The 13,480-nt window shown below is 53.9% G+C and carries 8 protein-coding genes; 7 read left to right on the forward strand and 1 reads right to left on the reverse strand.

Annotated elements, in window-relative coordinates; genetic code table 11:
- Window positions 1-223: 223 nt before the first annotated feature.
- Window positions 224-514, reverse strand: coding sequence for a hypothetical protein (locus tag B7G66_RS16495; protein WP_003622170.1), 291 nt, complete (start codon window positions 512-514; stop codon window positions 224-226).
- A 387-nt stretch (window positions 515-901) separates the two neighbouring features.
- Between B7G66_RS16495 and B7G66_RS16500 the strand changes: the two genes are divergently transcribed.
- The 7 genes from B7G66_RS16500 (at window position 902) to B7G66_RS16530 (ending at window position 13,391) form a co-directional block, all read left to right on the forward strand.
- Complete coding sequence (locus B7G66_RS16500; RefSeq protein WP_225578770.1) at window positions 902-3,646, forward strand: TonB-dependent receptor plug domain-containing protein; 2,745 nt, start codon at window positions 902-904, stop codon at window positions 3,644-3,646.
- A gap of 26 nt (window positions 3,647-3,672) precedes the next feature.
- On the forward strand, window positions 3,673-5,760 hold the full coding sequence (locus tag B7G66_RS16505) for a hydantoinase/oxoprolinase family protein (protein WP_048859420.1): 2,088 nt from the start codon (window positions 3,673-3,675) through the stop codon (window positions 5,758-5,760).
- A 14-nt stretch (window positions 5,761-5,774) separates the two neighbouring features.
- Window positions 5,775-7,481 carry a hydantoinase B/oxoprolinase family protein gene (locus B7G66_RS16510; protein ID WP_003622177.1) on the forward strand — a complete coding sequence of 569 codons (1,707 nt, stop codon included), beginning with the start codon at window positions 5,775-5,777 and terminating at the stop codon, window positions 7,479-7,481.
- Window positions 7,482-7,611: 130 nt separating this feature from the next.
- A complete protein-coding gene (locus B7G66_RS16515) occupies window positions 7,612-8,856 on the forward strand; it encodes an MFS transporter (RefSeq protein ID WP_080545479.1) in 1,245 nt (414 codons plus the stop codon).
- Window positions 8,857-9,492: 636 nt separating this feature from the next.
- On the forward strand, window positions 9,493-10,380 hold the full coding sequence (locus tag B7G66_RS16520; protein ID WP_040511118.1) for a phytanoyl-CoA dioxygenase family protein: 888 nt from the start codon (window positions 9,493-9,495) through the stop codon (window positions 10,378-10,380).
- Window positions 10,377-10,829, forward strand: coding sequence for a RidA family protein (locus B7G66_RS16525; protein ID WP_003622186.1), 453 nt, complete (start codon window positions 10,377-10,379; stop codon window positions 10,827-10,829). Before B7G66_RS16520 ends, B7G66_RS16525 begins: the two co-directional genes overlap by 4 nt.
- Window positions 10,830-11,207: 378 nt before the next feature.
- Entirely contained in the window at window positions 11,208-13,391 is a 2,184-nt protein-coding gene (locus B7G66_RS16530) for a TonB-dependent receptor domain-containing protein (RefSeq protein WP_225578771.1), read from the forward strand.
- Window positions 13,392-13,480 lie beyond the last annotated feature (89 nt).

A 13,480-nucleotide genomic window follows, 5' to 3' on the forward strand; every position in this document is an offset into this window, starting at 1 on the left:
TTTGGAAAAAGCTTCACCAAAAACCTTTATAATTTCAGGATATTGTTAAGCCTGACTTTTCAAACAGTCATCTAAGTGATGAGGCGGTAAAAGTTTTGGGTGTCGCCTTTTTTCGAAAAGGCGACCTTTTTCGAAAATCTGTTGGTGTCAGACAGGGAGGATATTCTCCATTACCCTTCCTTGTCTGCAACATGGTGCCGGGTCATTGCCCGGATTTTCTGTATTACCCTGCGGCCCCTCTTACGGATGGGTCATTCATCCCGCCCAGCAGGGTGTGGTGTGCCTCTTCGACGGTGGAGGCGGCATTACGGATTTCCTGTGCCGCGTCCTGCATCAGGGGTGTGGTGGGAAAGGCTGCGATCTCCTGCGCCAGGGCTTCGAGTTCATGTTGCAATTGTGTCGCCCGCGCCCGCACGGCAACAAGACCAAGCGCATTGACCGCTGCGCGGCGTTCGACAGGTGTCATGTCATTGCGGAATTTGGTTACGGGGTCGCCTAATATCCAGTGCGCCATCCGGTTTCTCCTGTGAAATGGTCTTCTCGCCCATCGCCCGGAACAGGGTGTGGAAATAAAACACCTGATTATATCAAGAAGATATCAAGGCGGACAAGGCAGCATGAATGCCTGCGCCAGGCACAGTCATCCTGAAACCGCGTGCGTGTTTTCTGGTAAGGGGTTTTCAAAAACATCGATGTTTTCATCCGGGTGGACATTTTATGGACATCATTGGGAAGGGCGCGTGCGCTTACATTTAACTATAAATAATAGTAATACATAATTTTATACAACATAGTTGTAAAATAAATGAATCCTGATATTTGTTCGTTAAAGGTGTGTTTTCCATAAATCCACTCGTTTAGAAAGTTATATAGAGATGCATTTTGTGCCCGGGTTCTCGTCATGAGCCGACCTTCTGAATGCAGCCGCCTTTCCCCAAAGGGTGGACGGATGGAACTGGCTTCGTTCATTCAACACGCGACCATCGCGCGCTCATGTCATGATCGTGCCCATGACGCGTCGGGTATTGGCAATCCGGTGCTGAAACAATGGGGATCATCGCATTTTGCATCCGCCCTGGTGGCTGCGACGCTGCTTTCGGGACCGATATCCGCATCTGCGCAGACGGTGGTTGCGTCGTCTGTACTGGCGAAAAAAACCAAAGACACGCACGCCTATGCGCAGGCGCGGCAGGGCAATGCAGGCGTGGCCACCCGTCCGGCCCCCCTTTCGGCGGCGCATTCTGCGGCTTCATCTGGGATCGCACTGCATGAGGGGAAGGCGCCATCAGGCATCGTGTCGGCGAAAGCCGAGGATATCAGTGTCAATTCACGCAGAATCCCGGGGAATTCCGTTCTTTCCCCCAGCACAAATCCCCACAGTACGACCCCGGTGATTATCATCAAGGCCGATGATCTGATGAAAACGGGCAAGACGGACCTGACGCAGGCGCTGACCCAGATGGTGTCTTCCGTCACCTCGCCCCCCCATAACGGAGAAGGGGGCGGGGCCTTCACGCAGACCATCGCCTTGCGGGGGCTTTCACCTGACGAGACACTTATTCTTGTGAATGGTCACAGGCGTCATATCGGTGCGAATTTCAACGTCAATCCAGGGCCTAATGTCGGAAGTGAACCGGCCGACCTGTCCCTGATCCCGATTGGCGCGGTGGATCATATCGAGGTCATTACCGAAGGTGCGACCGCCCTGTATGGCGCGGACGCCATTGCGGGCGCGATCAATATCGTCCTGAAGAGCGATGTGTCCGGCGGTACGATCAATTTTGAAAATAGTGGTTATTACCAGGGCGATGGGCAGGCCATTGACGGATATGGGGATTATGGCTGGAAAATCGGCCATCGGGGTGGATCTGCGCATCTTGCCTTTCAGGTCAAACACCAGTTGCCAACCAATAACAGCGGAAAATTACAGGGGAATGAATTTCCGCTCCTTGCCGATGGATCGCAGGACCCGCGTGAAGCCGGGTTCAACAAGGATGTGCAACGTGGCCTGGGCCTGCCCAAAAGCACATTGGAAAACCTGAGCGCGAATATAGAAATTCCGCTGACCGATGCGATACATTTCTATAGCACGGATACATTTTCCCATAGGCGTGTCAATGTGGCGGAGGCATATCGACCCGTCAGCCAGACATCCAATGTGATTGCATCCTATTACCCGACGGGAATGCAACCCTATCTCGATATGGATGAATATGACTTTGAAGTCGATAACGGCATCAAGGGAACATATAAAAAATTCGCGTGGGACACCTATGTCAATTACGGGCGCGATTACCAGCAATATAATATGCAGCATACGGACAATCCGTCGCTGGGGCTGGCATCAAAGAGGAATTTTGACGACGGATCGAATATTTCCTCGCAGTTGACTGCGGGTCTTCGGGTGTCGCGCCCGATCAGGACAACGTTCCTTCCGCGTGATATCCGCGTGAATTTCGGTGCCGAATATCGTCATGACACCTTTCAGATGACAGCGGGGGAGTATCAGTCATGGGCCAATGGTGGAAACGGGCTGACGCCGGGGGCTGCCGATCATCCCGGCACGTCGCCACTTGCGGCGAACAATACTTCACGTGATACGTTCGATGGATATCTGAACCTTGATTTCTTTGTAACCTCCAAATGGGAATGGACGCTTGGCGGTCGCGCCACCAGTTACAGCAGCCTTGCGACAGTCGAAACCGGCTCCATCGGGACCCGCTATGGCTTTAACAAGCGTATCGCTCTGCGTGCCAACATCAATGCGGGATACCGGCCACCGACCCTGGGGCAGGAACATTATTACTTTATCGACCCATTCCCCACCTATCAGATCGACCAGCTTCCGGCCAATCATGCGATCGCCAATGCGCTGGGCGCAGGCAGGCTCAAAGGCGAATCCTCAAGAAGCTTTACGATCGGCGCGGAAGGGGAACTGATCCCCAACCTTCATTATTCGGGGAATCTGTACTATATCGCCATCAATAACCGGCTGATGGATACGACGACCCTTTCGGGGTCGTATATATCATCACTGATGGGGATGTACGGGCTTGGCGATAGTGCTTCCAACAGCTTGCAGTTTTATACCAATGCCCTGAACACCAATACCTGGGGCGGTGATTTCACCGCAAGTTATGACCTGTTCACCCGGCATGTCGGTCATTTCAACTTTGGCATCGGTCTTAACTTTACGGATAACGAGGTCCGCAGCATCAACAAGACCCCGGCCGCTGCGGCCGCGCATGGCCTGTCCTTTGTCAACGGATATTCGACGGCGCTGCTGTTGCGGACTGCGCCGCGAAACCGTGAAAATGTCAATGTAACCTGGAATTATGGGAAATGGCGCGTCTTCCTTCAGGAGGAACGTTATGGCTCTACGCTGTTCCTTGGCAGTCCCGCCGCAGGTGTAAGCATCGCGCCGTTTGAACAACGCCCGGCCTTTCTGACCAATATGGAGGTCAGTTACCGTGTGATCCCCAAACTGATGCTGACGGTGGGTGCGTATAACCTGGGGAACAAATACCCGACGAGGATTCCCGGCTGGGCCGCCAAGGCACAGTCCTATGTTACGAAATACTCCTATTACTCCCCATTCGGGTTCAGTGGCGGGATGTATTACGTGCGGGCTTCGTACACATTCTGACGCATTTATTTCCAAAGGACATTATTATGGCGGGGCCAGGGGCACGAATTTCTGTCGATATCGGCGGAACATTTACCGATATTGCAATAGAAAACGGAAATCATGTTTTCGCATCGAAAGTTCTGACGGATGTTGCGCATCCGGAAAATGGGATGTTGCGGGGGATTGAAATCTCCCTTCGCAATGCTGGACTCGTGCCATCGGATGTCCGCTCCATCCTGCATGGTACGACATTGGCGACGAATGCCCTGATTGAACGCAAGGGCGCCAAAACCGCAATGATCACAACGCAGGGATTCCGCGACGTGATCGAAATTGCCTATGAACATCGCTATGCCCAGTATGACATCCACAGTGCGAAAGCCGCCCCCCTCATCCCCCGCCCCGCGCGTTTTACGATATGTGAACGCATCCACGCGGATGGCAGCGTCAGGTCCGAAGTCTCCGAAGAGGATGTACGTCGCCTGATCCCGGCGATCCGGGAGATGGGCGCGCAGAGCGTCGCAATCTGCCTGATGCACAGTCACATCAACGACACGCATGAACGCAAGGTCCGCGATATCCTGCATGCCAGCCTGCCGGATCTGTATATCTCGCTCTCTTCTGAGGTATGCCCCGAAATACGCGAATATGACCGCTTCATCACCACATGTGCGAATGCTTATGTCCAACCGCTCGTCAGCCGTTATCTGGAATTGCTTTACGAAGGAATCACACGCCGGGGGTTTGACTGTCCCCTGTTCCTTGTCAATTCGGGCGGGGGCCTGACCTCTGTTGACGTGGCGCGGCGTTTTCCCATCCGGCTGGTCGAAAGTGGCCCGGTGGGTGGGGCGATCCTTGCCGCCCATGTCGCGCGACGGCGTGGCGAGGCAGAGGCGCTGTCGTTCGATATGGGCGGCACCACGGCGAAGCTGGCGCTGATTGATGGGGGCGCGCCGAGTTATGGGCGCGTGTTCGAGGTGGATCGGCAATATCGTTTCATGAAGGGAAGTGGCTTTCCAGTTCGCATTCCCGTGGTTGAAATGGTCGAAATCGGCGCTGGCGGTGGGTCGGTGGTCTCCTCTGATCGGATCGGCCGGATTACGGTGGGGCCACAATCCGTGGGGTCCACGCCCGGTCCGGCCTGTTATGGCAAGGGCGGGCGTCTTCCCACGGTTACGGATGCGAATGTGGTGCTGGGTCGTCTGAACCCACGTTATTTTGGCAATGACGGGCTGTCTCTTGACGTGGAGGCCGCGCGAGAGGCGTTTGCACGGGCATTTTCATCCTCGCAGGCGCTTGCGCCAAAGGTTGCGGCCTCTGGCGCCGATGAAATCGTCAATGAAAATATGGCAAGTGCCGCGCGTATCCATGCGCAGGAACAGGGCAGCCTCCTGCCGCAGCGCATCCTGATCGCCTTTGGGGGGTGCGCGCCGCTGCATGCGGCTTCTCTGGCGGACAAGCTGGGAATTGGGCGGGTCATCATCCCGCGTGGCGCGGGCATCGGTTCATGCATTGGTTTTCTGCGCATGCCCGCGGCCTATCAGGTGTCGCATGCCCGGATCATTGACCTGGACGCCGCCGATCCCACCGCAATTGCCGGCATACTTGCGCGCCTTGAGGCAGAGGGACGCCTTGTCATCAAGGAAGCGGTGGGCGATGGCGCGATGCGCGTGCAGCGCTTTGTGGACCTGCGTTATCTGGGGCAGGGGCATGAGATTACCATTGCGTTGCCCGAGGATGTGCCCACTGATGAACTCCATGCGTGTCTTGTTGATCTGTTTACACGAAAATATCAGCAGATTTACAATATCTCCTTTGCGCATCTGGCGATCCAGATCACCGGATTCAGCGTCCATGTCGAAGAGCGCGATGGTGGCCTGAGGGATCGGCATTTCCAGATCGAATTTGCAAAAGACATTCCCGTGGGGCCGCAACATCCGGTCGAGGTGACGCTTGAAACCGTTGATGGGCCGCAGCGCGGGCATGCGCTTGGCCGACAGGCAATGGTGGAGGGGACGACCTATCCCGGGCCGCTTCTGATTATCGACCCGGATACGACAACCGTTGTGCCGTCTTCTTTCTCGGCGATCTGCGACATCTCTGGCGATATTGTTCTTACTCGAAATATTTGATGAAGGTAGCTGGCATGTCTCAAGATGCTTCCCGGCGCGGCCAGGATATCGTGCGTTACCAGATTATCTGGAACCGACTGATTTCCATTGCCGAGCAACAGGCCCATGCCCTGGTCCGGTGTGCCTTTGGCGCCCCCACGCGGGAGGCGGGGGATCTATCCGCCGGGATCTATGATGCACGGGGGAACATGTTGTCCCAGGCCGTCACCGGGACGCCGGGGCATGTGAACTCCATGGCCAAAAGCGTTATGCATGTCCTGGACGCCTTTTCCCCCGCACAGATCGAAGAGGGGGATGCCTTCATCTTTAATGATCCGTGGAAGGGAACGGGTCATCTGAATGACATTGTCCTTGTGACGCCGGTTTTCGCCGGCAGTCAGCTTGTCGCGTTTTTCGCCTGCACCCTGCATGTCGTGGATATCGGGGGCTGCGGTGTCTTCGGGCGGGCCGCACAGGTATATGAGGAAGGCCTGTTCCTGCCCATCCTCAAGATCCGTCGCGCCGGGCGCCTCAATGACGATGTGATCGCCATCATCCGCCAGAACGTCAGGGAGTCCGGGCAGGTCCTGGGCGATATCTTTGCCGAAATATCCAGCAACGACCTGGGCGCGCGCCTTCTGGTCGAATTGATCGAAACGTTCGGGCACGAGACGTTTCACGCGGCCGGGCACTATATCCTCGAGACCTCACGCAATGCCAGCCTGGAGTTGATAAAGGCCCTGCCACATGGGGAATTCCTGAACTCCATGACCGTCGATGGGTTTGGCGCACCTTTTACACTCAGCGCGAAAGTGACCATCAGCGAACAGGGCATTGATGTCGCGTATGTGGATGTCCCGGATTGCGTGGGTATCGGGATCAATGTCCCGCTAAGCTATACCGAGGCCTATACCGCCTATGGCGTGAAGCTGCTTGTGAATCCTGATGTGCCGAACAATGCTGGCAGCCTTTCGGTCGTGACGGTTTCTGCCCCTGATGGCAGCCTCCTCAATGCCCGCCATCCTGCCCCGGTTGCGGGCCGGGGGGCCGTGGGGCAGTTGCTGCCTGATGTGGTCATGGGCTGCTTTTCCGCGATTGCGGGCATGGCCGTTCCCGCGGAAAGTTCATCCAGCCTGTGGAACATCGTGCTTTCCGGTGGGCCGGGCCTTGTCCCTGCTGTGCCAGGCGAAACCCATGCATTGGGCAGGACATTCAATCTCATCAGCCTTAATGCCGGTGGAATGGGCGCACAGGGCCATCAGGACGGGATGTCGGCCACGGCGTTTCCATCAGGCATCAGGAATGTGTCGGTGGAGATATTGGAGACCATGGCGCCGATTGTCGTGACCCGAAAGGATCTGGCGGTGAACAGTGGTGGGGCAGGGCGTTTTCGCGGTGGCCTGGGGCAGGTTGTGGAAATCGAAAGCAGGGAGAACGTCGCGTTTGCCACTTCCCCCAATTATGATCGCACGATCTATCCCGCGCGGGGGCGCGATGGTGGCCTGCCGGGGGGAAAGGGGCATGTGTCGCTGGCCTCTGGCGCGTCACTGCCGCCACGTGGCAGTGCGGTCGTACCCGCTGGGGATCGCCTTGTCATCCAGATGGCCGGAGGGGGCGGGTATGGTGCCCCTGCCGAACGCCCTGCCGAATGCGTGAGGCGCGATATCCGGTATGGCTATATCACCGAAGCCTATGCCGATGCGCATTATCCGTCATGGCGTGAAGCATCACGAAGCGTTTGATCCTGTCAATTCGCATTTTGAAAAGACTTTTGAATTCAAGGTCTTTTTCATAAATTTATATCGTGAAATATCTATTTTCTTTTGTCCGGGGGAATGTTTTCAGGCATCCCCCAGACGGGTACGCGGGTAGATGAAGCAGAAAAGAAACTTTTTCCTATTCATGATCATGGTCATGTGTGCGCTGAATTACGCGGATCGTTCATCGCTTTCAGCCAGCATGCCGCTGATCTCGCAGGAGTTCCATCTTTCCCCATCTTCGGTCGGGTGGCTTCTGTCGGCTTCTTTGTGGATCTATATACTTCTGAATTTTCCCAGCGCCGTCCTTGCGGAAAAATACGGAAACCGCATCATGGGCAGCCTTTCCGTGGCCTTCTGGTCACTGGCGATGGTTGCGGGGGCGTTGGGCGGCAGTTATGGCAACCTGCTGGTTTCGCGGGTTCTGCTGGGTGTGGGGGAGGCCCCTACCTTTCCCATCGGGGCGTCGGTTATCAACCGCCTGTCGTCATCGGGGGAACGGCCGGTGCTGTTTACTGTCTTCATGGCAAGCATGCAGGTCGGGCTTGCCCTCGGCACGGCTGTGGCCGGTGCGCTGACCTATGTTTACGGTTGGCGGCTGGCGACGGTCATCCTGGCATTGCCGGGTTTTGTATGGGCATTGGTCTGGTGGGTCCGATACAGGGACCATCGTGTGGCTGTGCATGTGGGCACGGCGGATGAAGCCGCGCCGCCGCGTCCATCAGTCCTGCAATTGCTGGCGATCCTGCGCAAACGGTCTTTCGCAGGGATCGTGATTTCTGGTGCCTCGGGTAATTACATGAATTTCCTGATGGTAAGCTGGCTTCCCATCTATATGAACCATAAATTCGGGCTGAATATGGCGGTTGCCGGTTTCGATGCTTCGTTAACCTACCTTGCCGCCGCGGCAATTTCCGTCATCCTGAGCGTGGCGATCACCTATCTGTCGCGTGGTTATGGTTCGACCACGGCTTCAAACCGGGTCGTGACCTCGGTTCTTTTTGTGATTTCCGCATTCCTTGTGATGATCATACCGCAGGCCAATAGTGCAATGGCCGTGGTGGTTGGGGTTGGTCTGGCGCTGGGGTTTGTGCGTGCCGGGTCCGGGGCGAACCAGGCGTTACTGAACGATCTGCTGGTCCCGTCACGGTATATCGGGTCCGCCTTTGGCCTCGCCCTGACCTTTACAAACTCTGTTGGGATGGTCGCGCCCATTGTCACGGGCTATATTGTGGAAAGAACCGGCACGTTTTATGCCGCCTTTTGTGTGGCAAGCGGCCTGTTACTTGTGGGGGCTGTCTCCTCGTTTTTCTATACGCGTACCCCGATTGAAATTCTGGAATCGGGGGGGACTACCTGACGGGGATGGTGTTTCGGATATCATGATCTCATCAGGCTATTTCTGGATTTCTCCCCATAGTGCGCCCCGCCTGACGCTGGCGGCAATGACCGTGTGAAGCAGTGGGGCGTTGAGCATCTATCCATTCGATGGGGGCATTCACCCCTTCTTCATGACGACGGGGTGAATTGGCGCACTGGTCCCTGGGGTTGCCTTGTCTCTGTTCATCAGGTTCCCCTGAACAGACCATTGATGGCGTCGGCATCGATCACACGTGAAAGCTGCGCCTTCACCTTGTCCGACGGCTGTCGCGAATCTGCCTTCTTTATAGGTGCCATAGCCCCTCTCCGCCCATCAGGCCCAGTCGGCATCCGAAGGGGCAGAGTATGCCTGATCGCCATTATGTAAAACAGGACGGATCAGCGTGATGCTATGCCCCTGCTTGTACAGGAGGCATCCTGTTTGCGGGCAGGGCCTGCGTGCCATCTGCGACATGCGAGGCGAATTGCGTTTCATGCGCCTGTGGCTTTGCAAAATGATGGTATTTCGGGGGGCTGTCACTGTTATTTCCTTTCGGAATCGATCCAAAGATGGATTGAAAACTCCCCCTGACCCACGCACGCTGGTTTCCAGTCACAACCCAAATGGGAAACGATCATGGAAGCCATTCACCTTCCTCCTACGGCCACACCAGAAGAAGTGGTCGCAACGCTGCGTAAATATGGCTACGCGATTGTAGATGATCTTGCATCGCCACAATTGATGGACAGGGTCACTGCGGAAATGCAGCCTTATATTGACCATACCCTGTATGGGGCTGATAATTTTATTGGTAAACTTACAAAACGCACGGGCGCCCTGATCGCACGTTCACCCGCAGCGCGTGAACTTGTCATGCATACTACTGCTGTAAAAGTGGCGGAACAGTTTCTGCACAAGGCGACAACTGTACAATTGCATCTGACGCAGATCATCAGCGTCTTTCCGGGTTCCCCGGCTCAGGCCCTTCATCTTGATCAGATCGTATGGGATTTCTTTCCTTTTCCCGCTGATTACGATGTGCAGTGTAATATTCTGTGGGCCATGACTGATTATACAGAAGAAATGGGGGCAACCCGTGTGGTGCCGGGTAGTCATCTGGACGATCGTACCAAATATGATGACAGTGAAGCTATTCCTGCGGTTATGCGACGTGGTTCGGCCCTCTTTTATACAGGCAAGGTCTGGCATGGTGCCGGTGCCAATATATCGGACAAAATCCGTCAGGCCATTAACATTACCTATGCTGTCGGATGGGTCAGGCAGGAAGAAAACCAGTATCTTACAACACCGCTTGAAATTGCGAAAACCCTGCCTGATGACCTGCTGAAACTGATGGGCTACCAGACTGGCTGTTTCGCACTGGGTTATGTTGGTGATTTTGAAGATCCGATGACGATTGTGCGCGATAACATGCCGCATGAAGTCCACAGTACTTCGTCCATAGGGGAGAAAAGTCAGACGTCATCCCAGGCAGCCGATCTTGTGAAAAGTAGCAAATCATGAGCGTCTGCAATATCACCCGCACAACGCCGAATATTGGTTATCTTGATGCGGATGTCTTTGACGCGATGGGATTTTCCCAGTCGGTCAGGTTCGGTAATATGGTTCATTATGCCGGTGTTGCTCCACTCAAGGGCGGCTTGAAGAACCTGGAGGTCATCGGGGAAGATGATGCAGCAGGACAGATTGAATTCGTGCTGGCCACGCTGGATGCCTGTCTGAAGGCTGATGGATTGACGCGTGAGCATCTGCTAAGCTGGACTATCTATACCACCGATATTGCTGAATTTTCTGCCCATGCAGCATTGCTGTCCGAATGGGTGGGGCCGTATCGTCCTGCCAGTACAATCGTCGAAGTATCTGCACTTTTCCTCCCCAAACAAAAATTGGAAATAACAGTATTCGCGTCCGTTCCAGACGGTGTTTACTTTGTGAATGACGTGACTCCATGATCCTTTCTGTATTGATGCGCACTATATGGGGTGTTCGAATGCCCACTTCCATAAATGGATCAAGGGTGGATTTTAAAAATATATCTTGAAGCCGAGAATGTGCATGGCATGGAAAAAGGGGGCAGGTTTATGTATATACTTAAATACAGATATCATCTGACTTGTGCATTATCATGCGCATTTTCTCTTCCCGCCCTTGTTATCGGGTTGGGAGTAGAAAGCAGCCACGCGGCCCAGAGTACAGCAGAGACTACGACAGCGCCCAGACCGCGCCATATCAAGCTTTCGGGACATGCGGGGACGGGGACAGCCCAGTCCACGGCCCAATCCAGGACCCAGTCCACGGGTCACGTGGCCCTGCCATCGTCGGAACCTGAAGTGCTTAAGGTTTCCACGGCGCACAACGTATCGCGGGGTTCGCAGCAGGCCGTGTCTCGTAAGACGATGGATATTTATGTTCCGGGCACCAGCCCGCTTGCTGTACTGGCCAACACAACCCCGGGCGTAAGCTTTGCATCGGATGACCCGTTTGGCCTGGATACGGTCGCAAATACGCTTTATATCCGTGGCTTCAACCAGAGCCAGATCGGTGCCACGCTTGATGGCATTCCCATGGGGGATCAGGGATTCCAGCAATATAATGGCCTTGATATTAATGAGGCTGAGATTCAGGACAATATTGCCGGCATGCAACTGTCTCAAGGTGGGGGCGCGCTCAGCACGCCTTCTACAACGAACCTTGGTGGTGCACTGACCTATCGCACGAGCGATCCAGACGAGGTGGCTGGTGGGCGCGTATCGCAGACATTCGGCAGCAATCACACCTTCCGCACGTTTGCCAGGGTAGATAGTGGCAAGCTGAATGCTTCGGGAACCAGATTTTATGCGTCTTATGCCCGAACGGACAATAATTTATGGAAAGGTTATGGCGATCAGCTTGCCCAGCAGGTCAATTTCAAGCTTGTTCAGCCATTTCATGATGTCGGTAAGGTCACTGCCATTTTCGACTGGTCCGAACTCGACCAGTATAATTACATGGCAGAAAGCCTGAATATGCTGAAGACATTGGGTGGTAACCTGAATTACCTGTACCCGAACTATGCTGAAGCCTATGCCGCAGCACAGGGGATATATTCTTCCAATATTCAGAAATTGGGGAATGTGCAGGATGAATCCAGTGCAACCTATAATGATGCAGGGCAGAAACAGCGGAATTTCCTTTCTGCCCTTATTGCGGAATTTCACCTGACGCCACGTCTGACGGAAAAAACAATTCTGTACGCCCATGTTTCCAGCGGTAATTATGAAATGGAGGAAGCTATCCCTTCCCCCAATGGTTCCCCGATGAGCCAGTATGTAGGCCATATGGGCATGCGCCGGATCGGTGGCATACAGTCTTTTGAATATGATATTGCATCGAACCATATTCAGGCCGGGTTCTGGTATGAAAATAACTGGAACAGCTTTCCAGCCCGTCTGTATAGCGAACCCCTGTTAGGGCAGGGGCAGCCAATCAGTTCCATGGGACCATATGTCAATCCATACACAACAGAATTTGACGATGAATATAATACGAATACATTTCAGTTCTTCTTGCAAGATACATATCACATCCTGCATAACCTGACAGTCAGCGCGGGTTTCCGTTCCATGTTGCAGACCACGCATGGTGGCGCAAGTTATAATAATGCCGCCTATACTGGTGCCAGTGCCTTGCCTCGTGGGAACCTGACTGCGGCAGATGCATTCCTTCCACATTTTTCAATGAATTATAACTTTCTCAGGCACCATGAATTATATTTCGATATAGCAGAAAACATGCGTGCTTATACGTACTATCCATGGAATATGCCCAATGGTGGGGCATGGACGGATGCCAACCAGCAGGTTTTCAACGAGACCAAGAATTCACTACGGCCTGAACGTACATGGGATTATGTTGTCGGTTACAGGTATAATGCCAAGCACCTGTCTGCAACAGTCGATTTTTATCATGTGGATTATTATAACAGACTGGTCAGCACGGAAGCTGGCAATATTTTCCAGCCCTATAGTACATTTACCAATGCAGGTAAGGAGACCATGAATGGGGCTGATGTTTCGGTGACATTTCGTCCGGTCAAGGGGTTGGAAATATTTAACAGCTTTAGCTATAATGATGCACAGTACGAAGGTGGCATTGAATATGAAGGGCAGTATGTTAGCTTGAAAGGTAAGCATCAGGTTGCTTATCCGAAGTTTATGTATAAAACAAACGCCACATATACTTATAAAAATGCCAGCGCTACGTTCAGCGCAACCTATACAGGGCGTCGGCCACTTTCATATGTGAACGATACTTATGTGCCAGCTTACTGGCTGGCTAATCTTTCCGCGACCTATAATTTTGGCCATATCGGATTTGCCAAAAACCTTAAGGTCAATTTTGGTGTCTATAATCTTTTCAATACGACCTATGTGGGTGGCATGGGGATCGAGGGCTATCCGCTCTCAGGTGATTACCCGACGCTGTTTGTGGGGGCGCCCCGGCAGTATTTCGGCACTGTTTCCGCACAGTTCTAGAACATTTCTACCGAAAACCGGTTCGATGAAAATGCTCCGGTTTACTGTTTTTACGAGCATCTTCACCTGTTTGAAGGCACGCATTCAAA

The sequence above is a fragment of the Novacetimonas hansenii JCM 7643 genome (genome assembly GCF_000964405.1).
Taxonomy (GTDB): domain Bacteria; phylum Pseudomonadota; class Alphaproteobacteria; order Acetobacterales; family Acetobacteraceae; genus Novacetimonas; species Novacetimonas hansenii.

Bases quoted from the DNA above. Each gene is read 5' to 3' on its own strand.
- B7G66_RS16495 (WP_003622170.1), bottom strand. From the start codon at position 514: ATGGCGCACTGGATATTAGGCGACCCCGTAACCAAATTCCGCAATGAC.
- B7G66_RS16500 (WP_225578770.1), top strand. From the start codon at position 902: ATGAGCCGACCTTCTGAATGCAGCCGCCTTTCCCCAAAGGGTGGACGG.
- B7G66_RS16505 (WP_048859420.1), top strand. From the start codon at position 3,673: ATGGCGGGGCCAGGGGCACGAATTTCTGTCGATATCGGCGGAACATTT.
- B7G66_RS16510 (WP_003622177.1), top strand. From the start codon at position 5,775: ATGTCTCAAGATGCTTCCCGGCGCGGCCAGGATATCGTGCGTTACCAG.
- B7G66_RS16515 (WP_080545479.1), top strand. From the start codon at position 7,612: ATGAAGCAGAAAAGAAACTTTTTCCTATTCATGATCATGGTCATGTGT.
- B7G66_RS16520 (WP_040511118.1), top strand. From the start codon at position 9,493: ATGGAAGCCATTCACCTTCCTCCTACGGCCACACCAGAAGAAGTGGTC.
- B7G66_RS16525 (WP_003622186.1), top strand. From the start codon at position 10,377: ATGAGCGTCTGCAATATCACCCGCACAACGCCGAATATTGGTTATCTT.